Source organism: Nocardiopsis sp. M1B1, assembly GCF_052466615.1.
Window position 1 is genome coordinate 6,526,034 of the sequence record NZ_CP196194.1, and the last position, 24,694, is coordinate 6,550,727.

The 24,694-nt window shown below is 72.7% G+C and carries 16 protein-coding genes; 4 read left to right on the plus strand and 12 right to left on the minus strand.

Translation table 11 applies throughout. The features are described 5' to 3' along the window. Window positions 1-62: 62 nt before the first annotated feature. The 5 genes from ACSTA4_RS28335 to ACSTA4_RS28355 form a co-directional block, all read right to left on the minus strand. Entirely contained in the window at window positions 63-1,154 is a 1,092-nt protein-coding gene (locus ACSTA4_RS28335) for a branched-chain amino acid ABC transporter permease (RefSeq protein WP_444961739.1), read from the minus strand. A 2-nt stretch (window positions 1,155-1,156) separates the two neighbouring features. After that, a complete protein-coding gene (locus ACSTA4_RS28340; protein WP_017562488.1) occupies window positions 1,157-2,008 on the minus strand; it encodes a branched-chain amino acid ABC transporter permease in 852 nt (283 codons plus the stop codon). 12 nt (window positions 2,009-2,020) lie between these two features. Continuing rightward, window positions 2,021-2,740, minus strand: coding sequence for an ABC transporter ATP-binding protein (locus tag ACSTA4_RS28345; RefSeq protein WP_212642283.1), 720 nt, complete (start codon window positions 2,738-2,740; stop codon window positions 2,021-2,023). Further along, entirely contained in the window at window positions 2,737-3,657 is a 921-nt protein-coding gene (locus ACSTA4_RS28350) for an ABC transporter ATP-binding protein (protein WP_444961740.1), read from the minus strand. Before ACSTA4_RS28350 ends, ACSTA4_RS28345 begins: the two co-directional genes overlap by 4 nt. Window positions 3,658-3,743: 86 nt before the next feature. Further along, window positions 3,744-6,653 carry an AAA family ATPase gene (locus tag ACSTA4_RS28355; protein ID WP_444961741.1) on the minus strand — a complete coding sequence of 970 codons (2,910 nt, stop codon included), beginning with the start codon at window positions 6,651-6,653 and terminating at the stop codon, window positions 3,744-3,746. A gap of 386 nt (window positions 6,654-7,039) precedes the next feature. Between ACSTA4_RS28355 and ACSTA4_RS28360 the strand changes: the two genes are divergently transcribed. Continuing rightward, window positions 7,040-8,212 carry a carboxylate-amine ligase gene (locus ACSTA4_RS28360; RefSeq protein ID WP_444961742.1) on the plus strand — a complete coding sequence of 391 codons (1,173 nt, stop codon included), beginning with the start codon at window positions 7,040-7,042 and terminating at the stop codon, window positions 8,210-8,212. Between the two features lie 161 nt (window positions 8,213-8,373). On the opposite strand, the gene ACSTA4_RS28365 is transcribed toward ACSTA4_RS28360, so the two are convergent. Together ACSTA4_RS28365 and ACSTA4_RS28370 are read right to left on the minus strand one after the other, a co-directional pair. Further along, window positions 8,374-9,447 carry a carbohydrate kinase family protein gene (locus ACSTA4_RS28365; protein WP_444961743.1) on the minus strand — a complete coding sequence of 358 codons (1,074 nt, stop codon included), beginning with the start codon at window positions 9,445-9,447 and terminating at the stop codon, window positions 8,374-8,376. Further along, window positions 9,444-10,727 (minus strand): AGE family epimerase/isomerase, encoded by a 1,284-nt coding sequence (locus ACSTA4_RS28370; protein ID WP_444961744.1) that lies wholly within the window; start codon window positions 10,725-10,727, stop codon window positions 9,444-9,446. The genes ACSTA4_RS28365 and ACSTA4_RS28370 overlap by 4 nt, the downstream gene beginning before the upstream one ends. Before the next feature lie 276 nt (window positions 10,728-11,003). Between ACSTA4_RS28370 and ACSTA4_RS28375 the strand changes: the two genes are divergently transcribed. Continuing rightward, window positions 11,004-11,843 (plus strand): SDR family oxidoreductase, encoded by an 840-nt coding sequence (locus ACSTA4_RS28375; protein ID WP_444961745.1) that lies wholly within the window; start codon window positions 11,004-11,006, stop codon window positions 11,841-11,843. Between the two features lie 273 nt (window positions 11,844-12,116). Here the strand turns inward: ACSTA4_RS28375 and ACSTA4_RS28380 are convergent, their stop codons facing one another. The 5 genes from ACSTA4_RS28380 to putP form a co-directional block, all read right to left on the minus strand. Further along, window positions 12,117-12,977 (minus strand): alpha/beta fold hydrolase, encoded by an 861-nt coding sequence (locus tag ACSTA4_RS28380; protein ID WP_444961746.1) that lies wholly within the window; start codon window positions 12,975-12,977, stop codon window positions 12,117-12,119. Between the two features lie 102 nt (window positions 12,978-13,079). Continuing rightward, on the minus strand, window positions 13,080-14,408 hold the full coding sequence (locus tag ACSTA4_RS28385) for an acyltransferase family protein (RefSeq protein WP_444961747.1): 1,329 nt from the start codon (window positions 14,406-14,408) through the stop codon (window positions 13,080-13,082). Between the two features lie 588 nt (window positions 14,409-14,996). Continuing rightward, on the minus strand, window positions 14,997-15,827 hold the full coding sequence (gene nadE, locus ACSTA4_RS28390) for an ammonia-dependent NAD(+) synthetase (RefSeq protein ID WP_444961748.1): 831 nt from the start codon (window positions 15,825-15,827) through the stop codon (window positions 14,997-14,999). A 218-nt stretch (window positions 15,828-16,045) separates the two neighbouring features. Further along, on the minus strand, window positions 16,046-16,630 hold the full coding sequence (locus ACSTA4_RS28395) for a putative glycolipid-binding domain-containing protein (RefSeq protein ID WP_212642273.1): 585 nt from the start codon (window positions 16,628-16,630) through the stop codon (window positions 16,046-16,048). A gap of 124 nt (window positions 16,631-16,754) precedes the next feature. Next, entirely contained in the window at window positions 16,755-18,317 is a 1,563-nt protein-coding gene (gene putP / locus ACSTA4_RS28400; protein ID WP_444964297.1) for a sodium/proline symporter PutP, read from the minus strand. Window positions 18,318-18,726: 409 nt separating this feature from the next. On the opposite strand from putP, the gene ACSTA4_RS28405 reads away from it, so the two are divergent. Next, window positions 18,727-20,655 (plus strand): trypsin-like peptidase domain-containing protein, encoded by a 1,929-nt coding sequence (locus ACSTA4_RS28405; protein WP_444961749.1) that lies wholly within the window; start codon window positions 18,727-18,729, stop codon window positions 20,653-20,655. A 426-nt stretch (window positions 20,656-21,081) separates the two neighbouring features. Beyond that, window positions 21,082-24,684, plus strand: a complete 3,603-nt coding sequence (gene fxsT, locus ACSTA4_RS28410; RefSeq protein WP_444961750.1) for an FxSxx-COOH system tetratricopeptide repeat protein — start codon at window positions 21,082-21,084, stop codon at window positions 24,682-24,684. The last annotated feature ends 10 nt before the right edge of the window (window positions 24,685-24,694 follow it).

Consider the following 24,694-nt stretch of genomic DNA (forward strand, 5'->3'; position numbering starts at 1 on the left):
GTTCTCCTTCTCGGGGGGTGGGGGGTGGAGCGGTGCCGGGCGGGCGGGCGCCCCGGCACCGGCTAGCGGGGTCCGGACCCGGCGGGTCCGAGGCGTGTGGTCAGGCGCTGGAGCGCGCCGTGGATTCCCAGGGGCCAGAAGCGCAGGACGAGGATGAGGACCACGCCGAAGAACACGATCGGGAGGTTGTTCTCCGCGTCGCGGTTCAGGCCCAGGGTTCCGGCCAGGTCGGAGACCCAGACCTCCAGGTAGACGATGGCGACCGCGGCCCACAGCGCGCCCCACAGGCTGCCGATGCCGCCCAGGACGAGGGCCGCGAGCAGGGTCAGCGACAGCGCGAGGGTGAAGGTGCTGGGGGTCGCGGTGCCGAGCACGTAGGCCTGGAGGCCGCCCGCGAGGCCTCCCGCCGCCGAGGCGATGACGAACGCGACCACCTTCGTCGTGCCGACCGGGATTCCGGCCATGGCGGCCGCGGTCTCGTCGTCGCGGATGGCGCGCATGCGGCGGCCCAGGCGGCCGGTGGAGACGGTGGCCAGCACGGCCAGGCCGAGCAGCACAGCGGTCCACACGACCAGGGCCTTCCACTCGCTGTCGGTGACCAGGCCCTGGAGGAGGGGCGGCGCGCCCGCCGTGCGGATGTTGAGGCCGTTGCTGCCGCCGAGGACCTCGTGGTAGCGGTGGGTCAGCCCGGGCAGGCCGACGGCGAGGATGAGGGTGGCCCCCGCCAGGTAGGGGCCGTGCAGGCGTGCCGTGGCGGCGCCGACCGCGATCCCGGCGACGGCGGAGACCCCCACGATGAGCAGCAGGTTCACCGCCAGGGGGAGCATGGGCTGGTACAGGACCAGCAGCGCCATCGTGTAGGCGCCGATCATCATGAACGCGCCGTGGCCGAGGGACACCTGGCCGCTGCCGCCGACGAGCAGTTGCAGCCCGGCGACGGCCAGCATGGTGTAGCCGACGGCGGCCACGCGCAGCGCGGTGAGGTCTCCGGTGGCCAGCAGCAGCGCGGTGACGGCGGCGAGGCCGAGCGCGGCCAGGAGCAGGTGGCGCAGCGGCGCGGGCAGGGCGCGCCACCGGCCGCCGGGGGCGGCGGACGGGTTCGGGGGGTGGGGGGCGGTGGCGCGCTGCGCGCGCTGCCGGGTGGGTGAGGGCATCGCTACACCTTTCGCGCGGCCGGGCGGGACAGGATGCCGTCGGGGCGCACGCTCAGCACCGCGACGACGATGACGAGGGCGGCGAGGGTGGCCAGTTCGGGCCCGGCGTAGCCGGACACGTAGGACATCCCGAGGCCGATGAGCATCCCCCCGAGGACGGCGCCGAACGGGTTGTCCAGGCCTCCGATGACGGCGGCGGTGATGCCGTAGACGAACACGACGTCGAACACGTTCGGGGAGATGAACGGCGGTCCGGCGAGCATGCCCGCCAGGGCGCCGATGAAGGAGGCGATCGCCCACCCCGCGGTGAGCATCAGGCCCACCCGCACGCCGCTGAGCCGGGCGGCCTCGGGGTGGAAGGCGGCGGCGCGCATGCGCAGGCCCAGCGGGGTGAACCGGTACAGGGCGAACAGCAGCAGCGCGACGGCCCCGACCGACACCAGGGCGAACACGTTGGCGGGCGAGAAGCGGCCCACGTAGCTGAACGCGTAGCCGAACCCGTGCTGCTCGTTGCCCCAGACCATCCCGACCAGCCCCTGGACGACCAGGAGGAGGCCGAGGGTGACGATGATGGCGTTGAGCTGGGAGACGCGGGCGATGGGCCGGATGACGAACCGCTCGACCAGAGCGCCCGCGGCCAGGCCCGCGGTGAGCGCGGCGGCGAAGCCGAGCCAGTACGAACCGGTGAGCTGGGTGACGGTGTAGGCCGTGTAGACCGCGACCAGGGCGAGCGCGGGCTGGGCGAAGTTCACCAGGCGGGTGGCCTGGTAGATGATCACCAGGGACAGCGCCAGCGCCGCGTAAGCCGCTCCGGACGCCAGCCCGTTGAGGGTCAGGTTGATGAAGTGGGTCATGCGGGGACTCCTCTAAAAGCCCAGGTAGGCGTGGCGCGTGCGGTCGTCGGAGAGCAGGTCGGCGGAGGCGCCCCCGACCGCGACGCGTCCCTGGTTGAGGACGAACCCGGTCTCGGTGACCGACAGCGCCCCGGCCGCGTTCTGCTCGACCAGGACGACGGTGAGCCCGGTGCGGTCGCGCAGGTCGCGCAGGAGGGTGAAGATCTGCCTGGTGACCAGGGGCGCCAGGCCCAGCGAGGGCTCGTCCAGCAGCAGCACCCGGGGCCTGGCCATGAGGGCGCGGCCGATGGCGAGCATCTGGCGCTCGCCCCCGGAGAGGGTGCTGGCGGGCCTGCCGCGCCGCTCGGCCAGGGGAGGGAAGAGCTCCAGGACCTCGCCCATGGCGGAGTCGCGGCGGCGGTCGGAACGCCACAGCCCGCCCAGGCGCAGGTTCTCCTCGACGGTGAGCTCGACGATGACGCCGCCGCCCTCGGGGACGTGGGCGAGGCCGCGGGTGATGACCTTCTCGGCGGGCAGGCGGGTGATGTCCTCGCCGTCGAGCAGGACGCGCCCGGAGGCGGCCGGGTGGAGGCCGGTGAGGGTGCGCAGCAGGGTGGTCTTGCCCGCGCCGTTGGCGCCGAGGACGGCGCACACGCCCTTGGCGGGGACGGTGAGGGACACGCGGTCCAGGGCGCGGACGGCTCCGTAGGAGGCGCTGAGCTCCTCGACGGACAGCAGGGGCGGGGCGGTCATCGGGCGGCTCCGTTCGCGTCGCCGGGACCGGCGTCGGGGGTGTCGGTGGAGGCGGCGGTGTCCCGGGCCGGGGTTCCCGTGTCCCGGCCGGGTGCGTCCGTGGGGGCTGCCGCGTTCCGGGCGGGGGCGTCCGCGGGTGCGTCCGCGGGGGTGCCGAGGTAGGCCTGGGTGACGAGGGGGTCGGCCTGGACCTCGGCGGGGGTGCCGGTGGAGATGACCCGGCCGAAGTTCAGCACGACGATGTGGTCGCATACCCGCATGACCAGGTCCATGTGGTGCTCGACGAGGACGACGGCCATGTCCTGGCTGAAGCCGCGGATCCGGTCGGCGAGGGCGTCGATCTGCGCCCCCGACAGCCCGCTGGCGGGTTCGTCGAGCAGGAGGAGTTCGGGTTCGCCCACGCAGGCGCGCGCGAGGGCGACCTGCTTCTGCACGCCGTAGGGCAGGGTGGCGGGCAGTCGGTGGGCGTGCTCGGCGACCCCGAAGCGCTCCAGGGCGGCCAGGGCGCGCCCGCGCAGCTCCCGTTCGTCGCGGTGGTGCCGTCCCAGGCCGGTGAGCAGTGAGAACGGGCCTCCGGAGGCGAGGCGGTCGGCCCCGGCGACGACGTTGTCCAGGACCGTCATCATCGGGAAGAGGTTGAGGCCCTGGAAGGTCCGGGCGATGCCCGCGCGGGCGAGGTGGTGGGGGCGGCGGCCGGGCGGCGGGGCGCCCTTCCAGGTGATGGTCCCGGCGGTGGGGCGCAGGACGCCGGACAGGACGTTGAACAGGGTGGTCTTGCCCGCTCCGTTGGGGCCGATGAGGCCGACCACGGACCCGGGTGCGACCCGGAGTCCGACGTCGTCGAGCGCGGTGAGGCCCCCGAAGCGCACGGTCACCCCGTCAGCGCTCAGGAGGTGCTCCGTTGCGGTCGTCGTCATTGGCTGCCTTTCTCTTCGACCGGAGGCGTACCGACCAGTTGGTATGAAGGGGGTGTCCGGCGGCGCCTCGGTCGTCGGCCGGGGGGTCAGTTGAACAGGCGGGCCAGGTCCACGCGGGACCTGATGTTGAGCTTGCGGAAGATGCCGCGCAGGTGGTGCTCGACCGTGCGCGGGCTGATGAACATGTGGGCGGCCACCTCGCGGTTGGTGGCCCCTTCGGCGACCAGCCGTGCGATCTGCTGCTGTTGCGCGGTCAGTTCGCTGGTGGAGACGGGGTCGGGTCCGCGTTCGGCGGTCCCGATCGCGCGCAGCTCGGCGCGGGTCTGGCGCACCCACAGCCGCGCCCCGAAGCGCTCGAAGGTCTCCAGCGCGTTGTACAGGTGCTCACGGGCCCGGCCGGGCAGGCGGGCCCGGCGCAGGTGGGCGCCGAACAGCAGCTGGGTGCGCGCGTGCTCGACGTCGTCGTCGCCGCAGACCCGGTGCAGGGCCAGCGCGTTCTCGAAGTGGTCGCAGGCCTCGTCGCCCGCGGCCAGCAGGCCCGAGCCCCGGGCGGCCAGGGCCAGCGTGCTCGGGCTGCCCACCGACTCGGCCCAGCGCCGGTACCCGGCCAGGGAGGTGCGCGCCCACTCGGTCTCGCCCATGCGGGTCGCCGCCTCCACGAAGTGCGGGGCGGTGAGCAGCCGCATGGTGGGGTGGCCGTGTCCGGGGGCGGCGTGGACCAGGGCGCGCAGCCGGAAGAACGCCTCCGCGGCGTTGCCCCGGGACAGCTCCAGGACGGCCAGCGCCCACGCCGACAGGGCGGCGGCCAGGCCGAGGCTGTTCTCCCCCGCCTGGGCGGCGACCGCGCGGGCCCGGATGCGGCAGGTGTCCACGTCGCCCTGGATGGCGGCGATCATCGCCAGGGACGCCAGGTGCTGGGTGGCCCACACGGTCTGGCCGGTCTCGCGGGAGACCCGCAGGCCGGTCAGGGCGGTCCCGGCGGCCGAGGGGAAGCGTCCGCTCCAGAACTCGGAGAAGACCAGGAAGCCCAGGGCGGCGGGCAGGGTGGCCCGTTCTCCCCGCAGTCGGCCGACCTCGACGGCGCGTGAGGTGACCGACCGCACGAACGGCGCGTCGCCCAGGCGCAGGCCGCTGATGCCGGCCCAGACCAGCTCGGAGGGCTTGGCGATCGCGGCCAGCCCGGTGGCCTCGCGCAGCAGCGGGGTGGAGCCGGGGTAGTCGCCGCGGAAGGAGACCGCGCAGCCCTCCAGGAAGGATGCGACCATGCGCATCGGCGCCGGGTCGTCCGGACGGACCAGGGGCAGGGCGAGTTCGGCGGCCCGGCCGTGGCGGACGGCGTCCCCGGCCAGGGAGGCGGCGTCGGCCGAGCGCACGAGGGCGCGCAGGGCCAGGGAGCGGTCGTGGGGGATGAGTTCGCGGCCGACGGTGAGCAGGCGTTCGGCGACGTCCATGGCGTTCTCGCCGCGCATGGCGATCTGGGCGTCGATGAGGTCGGCGGTCGCCCGCCGCCGGTCCGACACCGCCAGGGGTCGCGCCCGCGCGAGCAGCCGGGTGGCGCGCGCCGAACTCCCGGCCATGTAGGCCTCGTAGGAGGCCGTGTTCAGTCGGCAGGCGCGTTCGTCGGGGTCGGGGCACAGGTCGGCGGCGCGCTCGTAGGCGTGGGAGGCGGCGAGGCGGCCCTCGACCCTCTTGACGCGCCGGGCGGCGGCGGTCGCGGCTTCGGCGAGCCCGGCGTCGGGCGCGTCGGCCCCCGAGGCGGTGTGGCGGACGAACTCCGCGGGCGAGGTTCCGGGGTCGCAGGCGCGGGCCAGGGCCCGGTGCGCGGCGCGCAGCCGCCCGGCGGGGGCGTCCTGGGCGATGGCCTCGCGTGTCAGGGGGTCGGCGAAGACGACGGTGTCGCCCTCCACCCGCACGAGGCCCCGCTCCTCGGCGGGTTCGAGGTCGGTGACGGTCGGTCCGGGTGCGGGCACGGAAACGCTGGAACCGGGGCCGGTGGCGTTCGTTCCGGGTTCCCCACAGGCCTCCAGCAGCCGGTGGACGCGGGGCTCGTCGCCGAGGGCGGCGAGCAGCAGCAGGTGGCGGGCCCGTTCGGGGAGGCCCTGGTAGGGGGCGAGGAGGCCGGCGCGCAGGCGGCCGGGCAGGCGCGGCGGGTCGGGGAGGGGCTCCTCGCCCAGGAGCTGGGCCCGGGACATCCCCCGCAGGAGGCCGAGGACGGCGGCGGGGTTGCCGTGGGCGGCGCGGACCAGGGCGGAGCGCACGGCGGAGGCCGGGGTGACCGGGGCCCTGTCGGTGAGGATGTCGTGGAGTGCCCGCTCCTCCAGGGGCGCGAGCGGGAGTTCGGTGACACCGGGGACGAGGGCGTCGGGAGGGGGTTCGGCGTCGGTCCCGGAAGCCCGGGCCCCGGCGGGCTTGCCCCGGCCCTCGCGCGCGGCGAGGACGGCGGCGACGGGCGTTCCGGCGAGGCGCCGGGCGACGAAGGCCAGGGCGTCCAGCGAGGGCGCGTCGAGCCGGTCCGCGTCGTCCACGCACAGCAGGAGGGGGCGGTCGACCGCGGCGAGGGAGAGCAGTTCGACCAGGCCGGTGTAGAGGGCGAGCCGGTCGGCGTCGGCGACCGCTCCCCGGGTCAGGGCGTCGCGGAGGAGGTCGCGCAGGGGCTCGGGAAGGCGCTCGGTCTCCCGCGCGAGGGGGCGGAGGAGGCGTTGGAGTCCGGCGAGGGGCAGGTCCGCCTCGTCGGCGACGCCGTCCGCGCGGAGCACGGTGAAACCACCTGCGGACCCGCTCAGGTGCTCCAGGAGCGCCGTCTTGCCGCGCCCGGGGCCGCCGGAGAGGAGCAGGGAGGCGCCCCGGCCGGACCGTGCGTCGTCCAGGGCGTCGGAGAGGGCCCGCTGCTCCGTGTCACGACCTCGGAGGCGGGTGACGGGGGGTTGTGTGTTCCTGCCAGCCACGTGCACACATTCGCACAGCGGGCCCCCGTCGCGGCAGGTGCGGGCGACCACACTGGTCGTTTCACCGATGCTCGCCCGGAGTCGCACGCGACGTGCGGGACGGGCCTGGGTAGGGGTACTCCCGGTGCCCGCGGGACGGGTGCGCGGGCGGGGCATCGCGGTGCCCACCTGGGTTTCCGCGGTCGGGGAAAGTGACGGTGCTCACTCCGCGGAGGGGGCCCGGCGCCGCCCCGGCGCCCGCACCGGCCGGGAGCAGGGTTATCAAGCCGTAACGTGCGCGCAACGACACACCCGCGATACCGACAAACGGGACAAAAGATCACATGGATAGCTTTTTATCTTCTTCAGGACACTGTCGCGACCGCCCCCGACGGGGATATCCAGTCCGGGACGCCCCCGTGAGGGAGCGCCCCTACGGCAGGGAGGGACCGACGCCCATGGAGAACCGCTCCACGGCAGCACACGACACTCGGCGACTGGCGGCCGCCGGCGCCCGCGACGGGAACCGCACCGTGCCCCCGACCTTCGGCGTCGAGGAGGAGTTCTTCGTCGTCGACCCCGGCACCCGCCTCATCCTGTCCCGGGCACCCGAGGTTCTCGCCAACACCCGCGTCCTGCGCGACCACCTGTGCGGCGAGTTCTCCCGCGCGCAGGTGGAGGCCAACAGCCCCGTGTGCGACGACGCGGACGAGGCCCTGCGCTTCCTGCGCGCGGCGCGCGGGGAACTGGACCGCGCCGCGGGCGCGGCCGGGCTCGCCGTCGTCGCCTCCGGCACCGCCGTCCTGGGCGATCCGGCCTCGGTGGGGACCAGCGAGGGGCGCCGCTACGCCGACATCGCCGCGCACTTCGGCGCGCTGCGCGAGTCGCACGTGGTGTGCGGCTGCCACGTGCACGTGGGCGTCCCCGACCGGGAGACCGCCGTGGCGGTGGGCAACCACCTGCGCCGGTGGCTGCCCTTCCTGGTGGCGCTGTCGGCGAACTCCCCGTTCCACGCCGGACGCGACACCGGCTACTCCAGCTGGCGCACGGTCGCCTGGAACCGGCTGCCCTCGGCAGGTCCTCCCCCGCTCCTGCGCTCCCTGGCCGAGCACGAGCAGACCGTGCGGGCGCTCTCCGACGCCGGGGCGATCCTGGACCGGCGGATGGTCTACTGGGACGTCCGCCTCTCGGACCACCTGCCCACGCTGGAGATCCGGGTGAGCGACGTGGCCGCCACCGCCGAGGAGGCGCTGCTGCTGGCCCTGCTGATCCGCGGCCTGACCGGTCGAGCGCTCACCGACGTGTGCTACGGGATACCCGCGCCGGGCATCCCCGACCAGGCGCTGCGGGCCGCCGTGTGGCGGGCCGCCCGGGACGGGCTGGAGGGCGTGGTGCCCGATCCGCTGACCGGTGAGGCGCTGCCCGGGCACGCGGCCGCCGAACGGCTGCTGCACGCCGCGCTGCCCGGGCTGCTGGCCAACGGCGACGCCGACCTGGCCTCCTCGCTGCTCGGCCGGGTGCGCGCGGCCGGGAGCGGGGCGGCCCGCCAGCGCGCCGTGTACGCCCGGCGGGGAAGCCTCGCCGACGTGGTGGACCACCTCGTGGTCCAGACGCGGGAGGGCCTCGCCTGAGGCGGGCGGGCCGCCGTTGTCCACAGGGGCTACCGCCCGCCCCGGATCCGCGGTTTCCTGAGATACGGGGGGTCCCCAGGGTCCTCCCACGTCGTGCTGCCCGCATCCGGCCACCGCCCGGCCCAGGCGACCGCCCCCGGGGCCACCGCCTGCCCCCGGGTCTACCGCCGGGCCAGCTCCTCCGGGCTTCCCGGGCTCCCCGGACCCCCGGGGCTCCCGTCCGCGCCCGCCACCTCGGCCATGGTGGGCGGATTCGCCCCCTCCCGGGTCACCGTGACCGCGGCGACCGAGACCGCGAACCCCAGCAGGTCCGCCAGGTCCGCCCCGTCCAGTCCGGCGAGGCGGGCCCGCGGGTCCTCCCCCAGCCGGTCGTGGCGGTCCAGCCAGTTCAGCAGGGCACCCATGAAGGAGTCGCCCGCGCCCACGGTGTCGGCCACCTCGGTCCTCGGCGCGGCCACCGCCACCTCCTCGCCCCGGCAGACCGCCAGGGCCCCGTCGGCGCCCATGGTCACCACCACCAGCGCCGGGCCCAGCGCGGCGACGGCGTGGGCCGCCCGGACCGGGGACAGGTCCGGGTACAGGAACGCCAGGTCCTCGTCGCTCGCCTTCACCAGGTGCGCCTGCGCGGCGTGCCGCAGGGCCAGCGCCCGCGCGGTGACGGGGTCGCCGATGACGTCGTGGCGGATGTTGGGGTCCAGGGTGAGCGTCACCCGCCCGCGCCCGTGCTCGCGGCGCAGCATCGCCTCGATCAGGGTGGCGCCGGGCTCGCGGAACAGCGCTATCGACGCGGCGTGCAGCGCGCGGACCCCCGGTTCCAGCTCCTCGGGCAGCTCCCCCGCGCGCCAGCGCCAGTCGGCGGCGTCGTCCATGCGGAAGTCGTAGCGGGCCGACCCGTCCTGGCCGAGCGTGGCCAGGGCCAGCGCCGTCGGCTCCCGGGCCGGGAGCAGCCCCGCCGGGTCCAGCCCCTCCCCGAGCAGGCGCTCGCGGATCAGCTCGCCGAAGCCGTCCGCGCCGATCCGCGCGAGCAGCCGGGTGGGCGTGCCCAGCCGGGCCGCCGCCACCGCCGTGTTGGCCGGACCGCCGCCGGGTGCCGCCTTGAGCACGTCGGGGCCGTGGGGGGTGGGCAGCAGGTCCATGACGTTCTCGCCCACCACGACGAGGCGGGGGGAGGGCCCGGCCCCCGCGGTCCCTCCGGCCGGGACGCCCTGCGCGTCCCCTGCGTTGTCGGTGGTCACGCGTTTCCTCCGGAGTTCTGGTCGGTGCCGGGCAGGAGGGCGGCCGCGATGGAGGCCGACAGCCCGACCTGGGGCAGGAGTGCCGCCTGGTAGGCGTGGTAGACGTCCGGCTTGCCCGGCCACACGCTCGCGGCCGGACGGTTGTCCGGGTCCAGCTCGTGGTGCCAACTGCCGCGCTCGCGGTCCAGGTGGTGCCGGTCGGCGTAGGCCCACCAGCGTTCGTACAGGTCGGTGTAGGAGGCCCCGCCCGTGTGCTCCCCCAGCGCCCAGGCGGCCATGGCGGCCTCGGCCACCACCCAGTGCATGCGCTCGCGCACGACCGGCCGGTCCTGCCAGTCGAGGGTGTAGACGAACCCCTCGGCGCCGTCCACGGCCCAGCCGCGCCGGACGGCGTGGTCGAACAGCGTCTCGGCGTCGGTGCGCAGCCACGCGGGGACGGGGTCGCCCGCACGGCTGAGCGCGACCTCCAGGTGGACCAGCAGGCGCGCCCATTCGAGCAGGTGCCCGGTGGTGCTCCCGAAGGGGCGGAAGGGGTGGTCGGGCTGGTCCCGGTTGTAGTCCGGGACGGGCTTCCAGTCGGGGGTGAAGTGCTCGGGCAGGCGCCAGTCGTGCTCGGCGGCCACGCCGTGGATCAGGCGCTCGGCGACGGAGAGCGCGCGGCGGGCCCACACGGCGTCGCCGGTGGCGTCCGCCGCCGCCAGGAAGGCCTCCACGGCGTGCATGTTGCTGTTGGCGCCCCGGTAGTCCTCGGTGGCGTTCCACCCGCTGTCCCAGCTCTCGCGCAGGGCGCCCGCGGACTCCTCCCAGAAGCGCTCCTCGACCACCCGCAGCGCGTCGTCGAGCAGCTCACGCGCTCCCGGGCGGCCGGCGAGGGTGGCGCTGGAGGCGGCCAGGACCACGAACGCGTGCTCGTAGGCCGACTTGCGCGGAAGCTCATGGGAGCGCTCCCGGGAAGAGTCCCCCGCGGTGTCGTCCGGCACCCGGTCGAACCAGCCGCCGTCCCGGGCGTCGCGCAGGGGGCCCGTCGCCAGGGCCGCCACACCGTGGTCGGCCAGCCGCCCCGCGTCGGCCTCCCCCCGCAGGTGGGCCAGGGAGAACACGTGCGTCATCCGCGCGGTGATCCAGGCGGCGGCGGGCCGGTCCCGCTCCACACGCCCGTCCGCGTCGAGCCAGCCGAAGCCGTCGGACACGGCGGATCCCGCGGCGAAGCCGTACAGCCGCCGCTCCTCCTCGCGCAGCCACTCGGGCATGCCCGGGGCCGGTCGTGTCGATGGTGTCAATCCACTGCCTCCTCAAGGCGTCGGTGAGCGGGTCCACGGTATCCCGCGAACTCGACACCGCGGTAGACCGGGGAGCCCGGTCAACAGAACGCACCATCACTCCCGGGACAGCACATTCCGGACACGCGGTTCCGGAGAGGAGGTCGAAAACCGGGTGCGCCGCCCCACCCCTCCTGCCAGAGTCGCCCCGGCGCCGCGCACCGCGGCTCCCGGGATCGTCCGGGCCCTCGGCGCGGTCGGCTCCCCCGTCCGTCCACGGCAGAAGGCAGGCCCGCCATGGCCCACTCCGGCTCCTCCCCCGAACGCTCCGACCGGGACGCCCTGTCCCGTGACCCCCTGCCCCTGCGCGGCAGGACCGCCCTGGTCACCGGCGCGAGCAGGCGCGGCGGCATCGGCTACGCCGTGGCCCGCCGCCTCGCCGCGTACGGCGCCTCGGTGATGGTCCACCACCACCAGCCGCACGACGCGGAGCTGCCCTGGGGCAGCGACGACCTCACCGCCGTGCTCGACGGCGTGCGCGCGGTGCTCGGCGACCCCGCCGCCCGCGTGGCCGACGTCGGCGCGGACATGGCCGACCCCGACGCGCCCCGGCGGGTGGTGGAGGCGACCGCGGCCGAGTTCGGGCACCTGGACGTCCTGGTGGCCAACCACGCGCGCAACGGCGGTGACGCGTCGCTGGCCGAGGTGACCCTGGAGATGCTCGACGGGCACTGGGCGGTCGACGCCCGCGCGCCGATCCTGCTCGCCCAGGCCTTCGCGGCGCGGCACGACGGGCGCCCCGGAGGCCGGGTGCTGTTCATGACCTCCGGGCAGATCCGCGGGGCGATGCCCGGCGAGGTGGCGTACGCGTCGGCCAAGGCGGTCCTGGCCCAGATCACCCCGACCCTCGCCGCCGAGCTGGGCCCGCGCGGCATCACCGTGAACGCCGTCGACCCCGGCCCGGTGCAGACCGGCTACATCGACGAGGAGCTGATGCACCGCGTCCTGCCCGGCTTCCCGGCCGGGCGGGTGGGCATGCCCGACGACCCGGCCAGGCTGCTGGCCTGGCTGACCACCGACGAGGCCTCGTGGGTGACCGGCCAGGTGATCAGCACCGACGGCGGTTTCAGCTGCTAGGGCGTGTCCGGCGGACACATACCCTGCTGCGCGACGCCCCAGCACAACTCTCGCGGCGTTCTCATCAGTCGACAGGACCTCACCCGGGCCCCCGCTGTGTGACACTGCCGAGCTTGCGAGGCGGGCACAGTAGGGGCAGTTCTTCTTCGGCCTTGCGACAGCCGCACTGGATGCTCCCGCCCGTCGCCCTCCACCACCCTCAACCGACGCGCTTCGCGCGCAGTACCCCTTCGCGATGGGCAGCATCCACCGAACACGCCCTGGGAACCGGACTCAGTCCTGGGGGCCGGGCTTGGTCACGCGCCCGGCCGCGTTGCGCGCGGCGGCCTTGGCGCTGCCCAGGTCGGCGGCGCGGCAGGTCCACCGGACGTGCTCGGCGGCCGTGACCGGGTCGTCGGCCATGGGGATGTGCCCGCTGCCGATCAGCGAGACCATGCGCGCGTTGGGCACCCGGTGGTGGGCGTGCGCGGCGCTGGACGGCAGCAGTGTCCGGTCGCGGTCGCCCCAGGCGATGGTGACCGGGCACTCGATCGGCCGCGCCGTGAAGACGTACTCGGCGATGCGCGGCACGAGCCGGATGTAGGGCGAGCCCTGCTGGAGGCCCCGGACGCTGAACCGGGTCGCCTTGGCCTCGGGCGACGAGGGGTCGCCGCGCAGAGCGATCCGCGCGGCCGTCCTGGCCGGGGCGGTGTTGGCCAGGCGCTCCTTGACCCGCATCGGGACGTGCGTGGCCAGGCGGGAGATCGCGCCGACCCCGCGTATCGCGCACCGGGCGAGCCTGTCGGAGAACCCCGCCGGGGAGAACACCGTCACCGACGCGGCCAGGCCCCGGACCCCCAGTTCGAGGGCGATCGAACCGCCGAGCGAGTTGCCCGCCAGGTGCGGGCGCTCCAGCCCGTGCAGGCGGCAGAACTCCTGGATGTCGTCGGTCAGGGTGAGGACGTCGTAGGGCTCGTCGGGGCCGGGCCCCGGCGAGGCGCCGAACCCCGGCAGGTCCACACAGATGACGCGGTAGTCGGCGGAGAGCCGCCGCATCACGGCGGTCCAGCTCTGGCGGCGGTCCCCGAGTCCGTGGAGGAGGACCAGGGGGCGGCCGCTCCCCCGTTCTTCGAAGGCGATACGTGTCGGGTCCATGTCCTTCGGTCTACCCGATACGGGGACCGGTAGCGCCCCGGACCCGCGGGGCACCGGGGAGAGCGGCCGGTCCGGGGCACCCCCGGACCGGGCGCGGTGCGGTCAGCTCCTCCGGGGAGCCCGCGTCAGGAACACGCCCGACAGCACCGCGAGCAGTCCGAGGAGCGGGCCCGCGCCGAGCCCCAGGCCGGACACCGTCAGCAGCAGCATCCCTCCGCCGACCAACGCCGCGGCGGCCAGGACGCGGACCATGCCCGGGGAACCGCTCAGCACCTTCGGCGGGTTCTCGAACCGCACCGCCCAGTGCGCCAGCGGCACGATCAGGGGCACCAGGACCACCAGCCCCAGCACGCCCCACAGCACCCACAGGCCCGTCAGCGGCTCGGGGGTGTCGATCCCCAGGCCGAACACCAGCACGCCCGCCACCACGCTGAGCGGCAGCATGTGCCACAGGTAGACCGTCATCAGCTGCGGGCAGATCCGGTCCAGCAGACGCGCCGGGCCCGGGCGCTCCGACCAGGCGCTGATCCGCTCGCGCAGCAGCATCGCGACGCCGATCTGCAGCACGCCCATGGCGGCGAGCACCAGGGTGGGCGGGGACACGTTGGAGGACTCCGTGGCGAACACGCCCGTCATGTTGAGCGAGTAGGGGCCGAACGTCGTCAGGGCCAGCGCGGCGGCCGCGCCGCCCGCCACCATCCCCGCGGCGTAGCGCAGGCGGATCGTCCCCGTCGCGTAGCGGAACCCCAGCTGGTGCACGCCCAGCCACACGAAGGCCACGTTGAGGTAGCCGACCCAGTCCGCGCCGGTCGAGAAGCGGGTCAGGTCCACGGCCGCGGCGGCGGCCAGCAGGGCGATCGGGACCCACCAGCCGAAGAGCTCCTGGGCCCGCACCAGCAGCGGGGTGGACACGACCACCAGCACGTACACGGCGAGGAACCACAGCACCATGCCCGCGGCCTCGGCGCCCACCAGGACCGCCTGGGCCGGTGCGCCGCCCAGGACCAGCAGGTGGGAGGCGACGATCCACAGGGCCGCCAGCGGCACCACCGGCCAGGCGAGTCTGCGCAGTCTGCGCGCGAACCAGTCCGACGCGGACATGCCCCGGCCCGAGGCCGAGCGCCAGCTGATGAGGTTGGCCGCGCCCCCGACGAAGAAGATCAGCGGCATGACCTGGACGACCCACGTCAGCACGAAGCCGCCCTCGGTGGACAGGACGCTGCCCGCCTCGAAGGAGCCGGGTTCGTGGACCAGGACCGGCAGCCACCAGTGCTGCATGACCACCAGAGCCATCACGAACAGCCGGATGACGTCCAGGAACCTGTCCCGGCCCGCCCCGGGCCGCGGTGTCCGCGGAGAGGGCAGGAGGGCTGTGCCGGAGGCGTACGCCGACGACGAGCCCCCGCCTTCGTTCTCGACGGTCACGGTCATCGGTCGCTCCTTGGTCTACCCCGTACGCGTGTGCGTCCCCGGACGCGATGGTGCGCGGGGGCCGTGTGGCCGGGATCAGGGGGTGGCGACGCGTTCTCGAACGCGCCCGGTGGCGTGGCCGCGTCGGCTCAACTGTCGGCGACGCGTGGTAACGAGAGTAGGTCGGGCCGGGTGGTGGCCGCGATGGATCTGACGCCCCTCTCCGAGGGGCGGTTGCCCGACCGTGGAAGGTGGTGCCTGCACCACCGCGCGTCGGGGCGCGGCGGATCGGGGACCGTTCTCCCCCGGGTGGGAGGGCGCTGACGCGCCGAACGTGCTCCGGGAAGTCCGGGAGAGTTCCCGCACACGGTACCCCGCGAGACGGCGTGCACGAAACCCTTGGGGAAGGTCCGTGTGCGGAGACGGAACAGCTATCCGGGGCGGTCGGGCCGCGCGGCAGCGGTGTGAGGGCCCCGGGCGCGTACGGAAACGGCGGCGGAACGGAGGGGTTCACCGGTCCGCCGCCCGGCCTCGCACGCGCGGCGGGCCCCGGCCCCGGCCGCCGGTGTCGGCCGTGTGAGCGGGACCCGCCGGTTCGCCGCGGTGGCGTCAGGGAGCGGTGGGCAGCGCGCGCTTGTGGGCGGTGGCGCGGTACCGGTCGACCAGCGCGGTCTCCACGTGCCCGGGCACCGGCAGGCCCTCCAGGAAGTCGTCGATCTGGTCGTAGGTCAGGCCGAGGGCCTCCTCGTCCGGCTTCTGCGGGGAGAGCGTCTCCAGGTCGGCGGTGGGCACCTTGCGCACCAGGTCCTCCGGAGCGCCCAGCTCGGCGGCGACCGCGCGCACCCGGCGCTTGGTCAGACCGGTCAGCGGCACGAGGTCGGCCCCGCCGTCGCCGTACTTGGTGAAGAACCCGGTGACCGCCTCGGCCGCGTGGTCTGTGCCGACCACCAGTCCGCGCAGGCCGCCCGCGACCGCGTACTGGGCGATCATCCGCTGCCGCGCCTTGACGTTGCCGAGGACGAAGTCCGCCGAGGACTCGCTGGCGTAGGCCATTCCGGCGGCGGCCAGGGAGTCGGCCATGGCGTCGCTGGCGGGCCGGACGTCGACGGTGAGGCAGCGCTCGGGGGCCGTGAACGCGGCGGAGCGGGCCGCGTCCTCCTCGTCCTTCTGCTCGCCGTAGGGCAGGCGCATGGCGACGTACTCGCACTCGTGGCCGTTCTCGCGGGCCCGGTCCACCGCCAGGCGGCACAGGCGTCCGGCGGTGAGCGAGTCCACACCGCCGCTGATGCCCAGGACCAGCGCGGTGGAGCCGGTGCTGATCAGCCGCTCGGCGAGGAAGGCCACACGGCGTTCGATCTCGACGCGCGCGTCGAAGTGCTCGGGCACTGCGAGGTCGCGGATGATCTCGCGACGGTCCTGGCTCAGCTCGGTGTCGGTCACTGCGGTCCCCCGTGGGTGTGGTGCGTGTGCCCGCCGATTATCGCCTGTCCCGCGTTCGGGGACGAGCCCGGGGAGCGGCCCGGACCGGAGGGGCCGGTGGAGGGGACGGCGGAGGGGGCGCGGCCTCGGGGAGCCGGGGGGAGGGGGCTCGGGGCGGGACGGGGAGGGGGCTCTCGGGGGCGGGGTGGGGATGCGCGGGGGCGGGGTCCGGGGCGGCCTCAGGTGTCCGTGCGCAGGCGGCGGGCGAAGCGCTCGTAGTCGACGACCACGCCGTCGCCGTCCACCGACAGCCGGTACTCGCCGTGCAGGGGGTCGCGGTAGGTGTAGCGCTCCAGGCCGTCCTCGGCGGGGTGGCGGGTGTAGCGCTGTCTGACCCGGCGCACCCGCAGGGAGGGGATGTCGATCCAGACCACCGCGATGTCGCGGTACTCGCCCGGGCGCAGGCCGAGGCGGCGGATGGGCAGGGTGTTGGTGAGCGGGGTGGCGGCGACGTCCACGTCCAGGCAGCCCACCAGTTCGGGCCGGGGAACGCCGTCGGGTCCGCTCCAGTGGCCTCCGTGGGCGTCGAGCGTGACCGACTCCAGGCCCTGGGAGGAGAGGACCTCGGCGTACACCCGCCGGGTCGTCCACGCCAGGTCGGTGCGGACGCTGAAGCGGGTGAGGAACCGCTCCTCGCCCACGACGACGGTCTCCCCGGCCTCCAGGCGGTGGCCGTCGGGCTCGGGGAGGAGCGCGCCCAGCCCGAGGCCCTCGGGCACGTCGGTCCGGGCCCACACGGCCGGGTGTTCCGTCAGTGACGACATGTCACCGTTCTACCGTTCCGGGGTCGGGTGCGCCAGAGCGGCCTTCCCGCCCGCACCGCGGACGCGGTACGGGCGGGAAGGCCGGGGCGGCCGCCGCTCCGGCCGTCGCCGGTACGGCCGCCGGTCAGACCCGGGTGGCCTCTCCCGGCGCGGAACCGGTCCCGCGGATCTCCGCCTCGACCCGGTCGAAGTCGCTCTCCATCTGCGGGGTGACCCTGGCCAGGCCGTTGAAGACGAAGATGGCGGCGACGCTGAGGACCACGGCCGGGACCATGGCGTACAGGCCGGTGCCGAAGAAGTTCGCGTCCAGGACGTCCCACACGATCGCGGTGGTGCCGCCCGCGATCATGCCCGCGAGCGCGCCGGACCAGCTCATGCGCTTCCAGAACACGGAGAGCACCAGGATCGGGCCGAAGCCCGCGCCGAACCCGGCCCAGGCGTAGCCGACCAGGTCCATCACCGACTGGTCGCCCCACAGGGCGATGGCCGCGGCGCCTAGAGCGACGGCGACCACGGTGACGCGGCTGATCCACAGCAGCCTCTTGGGATCGGCGTCGCGGTCCACGAAGGCCCGGTAGCCGTCCTCGGTGAGGGCGGACGCGGCGACCAGCAGCTGGGAGTCGGCGGTGCTCATGACGGCCGCGAGGATGGCGGCGAGCAGCAGACCGGCGACCAGCGGGTGGGTCAGGGCCTCGATCAGGAGCGGGAAGACCTGCTCGGAGTTCTCCAGCGGGGTGTCGAAGTAGGCGATGCCGATGAAGCCGACCAGCACGGCCAGGGCCATGGCGGTGACCGCCCAGGCCACGCTGATGACGGCGGCCTTGGGGATGTCGCGGACCGAGCGGATGCCCATGTAGCGGGACAGGATGTGCGGCTGGCCGAAGTAGCCGAAGCCCCAGGCCAGACCGGAGACGATGACCACCCAGCCGAGGGTGTCGGTGCCCACCCACTGGCCGAGGTCGGCGTCCAGGGCGGTGCCGCCGACGGCCGACAGCAGCCCGTCGCTCTTGTCGGACACGCCCTCGGTCAGCCCGGCGAAGCCGCCGAGCGCGGTGACCGCCATGGCGGGGACGACCAGCAGGGCGATCCACATCATCGCGGCCTGGACCACGTCGGTGTAGGACACCGCGAGGAAGCCGCCGAGCACGGTGTAGAGCACCACGATGCCCACGCCGATGGCGATGGCGGGACCCGGGCTCAGGCCGAAGACCTGGTCGAACAGGGCGGCCATGGCGACGAGCCCGGAGGCGACGTAGAAGAAGTAGAAGACGATGATGAGCACCGCCGAGACCCCGCGCAGCAGCCGCGTGGGGTCGTTGAAGCGGTTCTCCAGGAAGGAGGAGAGGGTGAGGGAGTCGGAGTCGCCCCCCGAGCGGGCGTCGGTCACGCGCTCGGTGTACACCCGCAGGCGGGGCGCGAGGAGGATCCAGCTCCCGGCGAAGCCGCAGGCCAGGCCGACCGCGATCCAGGCCTCCCCCAGGCCGGAGACGTAGACGGCGCCGGGCAGCCCGAGCAGCAGCCACCCGCTGAAGTCGCTGGCGTTGGCGCTCAGGCCCGCCACCCAGCTGTTGAGCTGTCTGCCGCCGAGCACGAAGTCCGACTGCGAGACGGTGCGCTTGTAGGCCCACAGGCCGATGGCCACCATGGCGGCGAGGTACACGCCGAAGGTCGCGACGGACCAGAGCATGGACTCGTCCAAGACCCTGCCCTCCCTTCTCCTGAGCGCGCGGGCACGAGCCTTACGCGCTGTTCGTGGATATTGCGGGGGATCATTGCCCCGTGTCCGGTAAGTCACAACACCCGTGCGTGGAACAACACCGCTTTGAGACCTCGGCGAGTCCTCGGCCGGGGGTCGCCGTCCGCCAGGCCATGCCGGGGCGCCGGTGTTTGTCGGGCCGGACATAGACGGGCCTGCCGGGCACCGGGATACTCCGTGCCGCACGACCCGCTACCGGAAATCTCCCCTCTCCCAGGCGCCCCGCGGACTGACGACCCGCGTTCCCCCGGTTGCCCGCAGTCGCACGGGGGAACGATTCCGGCCATAACGTCCGAGAGGTATCACCGGGCGAAACGGATACGAGAGAGGTCCGCGAACTGTGGCCGTCCCCCTCCCTCCCTCACCTGGACTGCAGCCGCACGAACCCCCGTGGCAGTTGCGGGTGCTCAATCCGAACGGACAGGTCTGCGGCGGTGCCGTCCTGGTGTCCCCCAATCTGGCAGTGACGTGCGCGCATGTGGTCGCCACGGCCCTGCGCCTTCCACGGCACGCGACCGAGCATCCGGGGGAGGACGCCTTCGTCGCACTGCGCTCGTTCGACGGCCGCACGTGGGAGGCGAGGGTCAGTACCGAGCTGTGGGCAGCAGGACCGGGAAGCCGGGACCTGGCCCTGCTCAGGTTGACCGCGTCGGGAACACCGGACACCGGATTCCCCGTCCTCGCGAACTGCTCGGAACTGCCGCTCGAAAGCGGACTGCGCGCCACCGGTTATCCCGCGCTCATGGACTCCCTGCAAGCCCCGCTGCTCTACAGGGGCAAGGGAGGTCCCACCGGTTTCACCCATCAGGTGGAGATCGCGGCCCAGAGCGAGGTACGCATCACCGAGGGGTTCAGCGGCTGCGCCGTGCGCGCGCAGACCGGGGAGGTCGTCGGGATCCTCCAGAAGAACCACCACTACCCGTGGAAACAGCCCGAGGAGCCGACGACCATAGGCTTCGTCCTGCCCGTCGAGGAGATGCTCGGCAGCCGTGCGCCTCGTGGCACCCGCAGCGCCGTCACCGTGCAGCGCCTGGTCGACGAGTCCCTGTGCGGAGAGGAGACGTACGACAGCCTCCACGACCTCCTCGCCTCGGTCACCTTGGACGAGGTGCCCACCCGCGGGCTCCTCGACTCCTCCGAAGTGCGCGAGGTCCGCAGGCGTACGAGCGGGGAGGCGACCGCGTGGACGGTCTTCACCTCACTGCTGGACCTGGTCGCCCCCTACGGCGGCCCGCCCCGGCACGTCTCCTGGGTGCACCACGTGTACCAGGAGCTGCTCCCGCGACGACCGATACCCCTGGTGGTCGGCCAGTGGATCCGGAGGACGGCGTCCGCCCTGGGGCCCGACTGGGAGGAGATCCTGGTCCGGGACCGCGAACGTCGCCGCGGGGACCGTGCCGTCGGCGCAGGCGCCGCGCCGACGGGGGAACCGAGCAGCGGCCCTCCCTCCGCTCCAGGGACCCTGGCGGTCCCGGAGACGGTCGTGGTGTTCGACCTGGCACCCGCCGCGCGGGGCTACCGGCTCTCGCACAGCATCGCCCATCTCGGCGACGCCGGGTACGAGGTCTTCCCCCAAGGTGAACAGCAGGCCGACGAGGAGCAGATCTGCGACCTCGTGGGAGACATCATGAGTGAGGCTTCCCTGCAGCGCCTGGTCGTACCGACGGAGGAGTCGCTGAGGCTGCGCGTCCTGCTTCCCCGCGAACTCCTCCACCTGAACGTGGCCGAGGCGAGGATGCACCGGGAGATGGCGGGACTGGCGCCGAGCCTGGGCACGCAGTACGAGATCGTCTACCACATACGCGAGCGCACGGAGTCGAAGGACGACGTCACCGTGCCCCCGGCGAGATGGGCCCGGCGCTCCGAACGACAACGTGAGAAACCGTCCTTGGACGACCGCAACGTCCTGATCGCCTGGAGGACACCCGGCGACGAGATCGCGGACGCGCTGGCCGACCACAACATCACCGTGTGCGTGGTGGACTCGGACCACGCACACATCCGGACCATCTACAACGCGATCGTCTACCAGGGCGTGCCCACCATCATCAGGGGGCCTCGACACGCTGTCACGGAACTCGTGGACGAACTGCTGTCGCGCAAGCCGGGGGACCGCGTCGAGGTGACCGCGCTCGCCCGCTACCTCCGGGACAGGGCGAGGATGAGGGCGCGTTTCTCGGAAACGGCGCAGACCCATCTGATCGCCTTGATACATGACGACCATGGCGACGACATGATCCCCCAAATAATATCAAGCAGCAACACATGACACATAAGCCACACAGAACTCCTCATGGCCCATGGCCAAAACCCGAGGAGACGGCAGACCACCCTCGTTTTCCTACGGACAGAGGAGGGGCGATGACCCCATCACGTGTTTCCCGAAAGGGGTTCCAGTGAACCCGCGTTCTCCGCCAGGAACGAAATAAGATGGATCACAACCGACGGCTGTCGAAGCAGTGAAAGACTGGGGTAATGCGTCCCCGAGGAGGCCTTCCACTCGCGTACGTGGAAGGACGCCGACTTTTCCACACAGATTCGGCGAAACCACACCATGGATGAACTGACTCAGCGATACCGGAATGCCCTGTCCAGCCCGGACGGTTCCGCACGCATGGCCGTCATCATCGACGGCTCCCCTCTGATGCAGCTCCATGAGCATGCCGTGGCCCCCGTTCGGAGAGCTGCGCGGGAGGTGGGAGCACCCGTCAGCACACTGGGCGGCGCCTCCTCGCTACTCGCCGCGGACCACCGCTCCCTCCTGTCGGGCGGAATCGGTGCGATCGGCGTCGTCACCGACGCCCAGGACCGGAAGTGGAGGGGGCCCAGCCTGCTCCCGTGGCTGGCCGAGCTGGCCGCGAACGTACCCGTCGTCCTACTCCACCTGCTCGACCGTTCCGCGTGGTCCCGAGGACCCGTCACGCTCAAACCCCTGTGGATGCGGGAGATGCCTCCCACCGCGCCCTCCTCTTGGTCCTTCGCCAGCTCCGTAGCCGACAACGAACCACACGGCCTCCCTCCCGACACCGTGGTGGTGCCGCTGCTCGAGTGCGCTCCGGAGTCGGTCGCCGCGGCGGCCTCGGCCCTGACCGCCTCCCGTCCGGACTGGAAGGTGGACGCCTGGGTCCTCACCGGCGGGGGACGCAACGGCTCAGTCCCGCGCGAGGTGCCCGATCCGGTGGCCCACTTCCTGGCCAACGCCTCATCGGGTGCCCGCGAACTGGCCGTGCGGCTGGCCCAGACCCCGGTGAACCTTCCGGTGGCCGAGGTCATCCAGCGGGGGATACCCCGGGCGCCGGTGAGCGGGTTGACCGCGCGGACGGAGATCGCCGAGGTGTTCGGTTCGGAGCTGATGGACCCGGCCTTCCACGGCGGACGCCTGGACGACTCCTCCCGGAGCGCGCTGGAGTTCCGCGCCGAGGTCAGGCGTGAGCTGCTCGGCCGGTTCGGCCAGATCAGCACGATGCGCTCGGTCTTCTACGCGATCGGCATCGAGTTCAAGGACGAGGCGCGGATCTTCCAGTACCTGTCACGTATCGACTCGGGAGCCCCCGTGGCCGTCTCCGTCGAGGGCGAGGAGTCCCTGGCACGCGCGGTCCTTCCCGCCCTGTCCGAGATGCCCGGTGAGTACCGCAGGCTCGCCGACCGTATACGGGAGGCCCTCGGCGAGGCGCCGGTCCGTGGCCCCATCGTCCCACGAGAGGAAGAGAGCCGTTCCGTGACCACCTCGCAGATCCCGGCACCGGACCCGGCGGGTTCCGTTGCCGACACTACCGACAGGTCCTCCGCGTCTCCCCGGCGGAGGATGGCGCGGTTCGGAGGAGTCCCGCCGCACAACCGCAACTTCACCGGCCGCGAGGACGTCCTGGCCCGGATCCACGCCTCCCTGTCGGACCCGGGAGGCGACTCGTTCCTGTTGGCGGGCGGCGGGGGCATCGGCAAGACGCAGATCGCCATCGCCTATGCGCACACCTATCGCGGATCCTACGACCTGGTCTGGTGGTTTCCGGCGGAGAACCAGACCGACATCCAGCAGTCCTATCTCCGGCTGGCCAGGCACCTGGGTGTGCGCGACGACCTCGGCGCCGAGGAGACCGTGGTCCAGGTTCGGGAGAGGCTGGAGGGCGACCCTGACGTCGGCACCTGGCTTCTCATTTTCGACGACGTCTCCAACTTGGACGATCTGCCCCTCGAGAACCTGCCGCACAGCGCTGACGGGCGCGTCCTGGTCACCTCGCGGGACAAGAACTGGATCACGAACGGGCTCAGCGATGGTTACTCCGTTCCCACGATGAGCCCCGACGAGAGTGTGGTGCTCCTTCGCAAGGTGTGCCCCAGAAGGCTGGAGGACGGGGCGGCTGCCGCGCAGATCGCGGCACGGCTCGAACACTTTCCTCTCGCCCTGGCACAGATGGGCGCCTATCTCCGCGACTCCCTGCTGAGCACCGACGAGTTCCTCGAACTGTTGGACACCAAGTTCGACGATCTCGTGGGCCAGGTCGAGTCGGACGGTCTCTATCCCCGATCCCTGGCAGCGGCGTGGAAGCTGCAACTCGACGACCTGCGGCGCGGGACCGGCAGGGACAGGGAACTCAAGCACATGGTGCGGGAGTTCATCCAACTGTGCGCCTTCTTCGCGCCCAAGCCGCTGTCCAGGACCCTTTTCCACCGGGCGACGGGATTAAGTACCCACCCGCATCTTTCCCGCGTCCTAGGCAACGACATGGTCCTGTCCAAGGTGTTGACCTATGTAGGGCGGCACAGCCTCGCGGAACGGGATCTGGCGCACAACACCTTCCAACTGCACGTAACCTTCCGCAGCGTCGTCCAGCAAGGCCTGGATGAAGAGGAGCGGGGCAGTTACCGCCTGCTGGCGCACCGGCTGCTGGCACAAAGCGATCCCCTGGGGCCAGGACGCCCGGAGAACTGGAACACGTACCAGCTGCTCTTCACCCACGCCCAGGCATCCGAGGCCTGGCGCAACAATGATCCCCAGGTCCGCAACTTCGTGTACAACGTGGTCTCCTACCTTATGGATACGGACAACTACGTACCAGCGCTACAACTGGCTGACCGGTGTGTGGACAGCTGGTACGACGACGTCTCACAGCGGTTCCAGATACAACTCCTGCGCAATCGAATCCTCCGTGACCAGGGACAGAACCAGACCGCTCTGGCAGAGGCGGAGCGGATGTACGCTGAACAGTCGGAGTTGGAAGGGGCTGAGAGCGAGGAAGCGCTGGCGGCCCTGCGGGATCGTGCCATCGCCCTGGCCAACCTCGGTCACTTCGCCAAAGCCGAGGAGTTCTTCCGCGGGATCCATGAACTGCGGTTGGAACGCTACTCCGACGATGAGGAGGAGACCCTGGTGGCGGCGCACGACTACGCCACCATCCTGCAGAACCTCAGCCGGTTCAACGAGGCGATGGAAATCGACCGCCGTAACGCCGAACAGCGGGCCCGGCTCCTGGGTGAGAGCGCGATCCCCACCTTGCGCAGCCGTCTGTCCTTGGGAACTAGCCTGCTCGCGGTCGGACGGCTGGAGGAGGCGGAGGAGGTACTCGAGGACTGTCAACGACGTTTCGAAGCGACCGGAGCCTCCGCCAGCGTGCACTCGGTGGATATCCCCCTGTTCCTGTCGGTGATCCGGCGCAGGCTGGGCGACCACGAACGGGCCTTGGAACTGTCCCTGAAGGTGGAGGAGAACCACTACAGGAAGCATCCGCAGCAGAGCGCGCCTCCGCTGTACTTCTGGGCTGTACACATCGTGAACCTGGCCTTCGGAAACCGTCTGAAGGAGGCCTCTCAGAGGGCGGAGCAACTCCTAGAGGGGCTAGAGGAGCGTTATCCGGACCGCCACCCCTTCCCCTGGGTCGCGCGTGTGAACGCCGCCGTGGCGTTCAGGGCGTCTGGAGACCCCAAACGAGCGTTCGACTTGGACAGCGTGGCTCTGGAGGGCCTGGTCCGGATCTACGGTGAGAACGAGGGGACCACGGTTCCCGTGCGGATCAACCTGGCGAACGACCTCTTCGCACTGGGACGGATCCAGGATGCCAGGGCCCGCGACGCGAACAGCGTGGAACGGTGCCGTGTGAGTCGAAGCGAGGACCCAGTGACGTTGATGATCGCCCGTCGCAACTATCTGATCAGTCGCAGGGCGCTCGGTGAGGACGTCGAACAGGAATGGGAGGAACTCCGCCGGGAGTACTCCGCCAAGTTCGGCGCCGAACACCGCTTCACCACCACGATGTCACGTTTCATACGCCTGGACTGCGACTTGATACCCAGCACCAACTGAAAGACGCGAT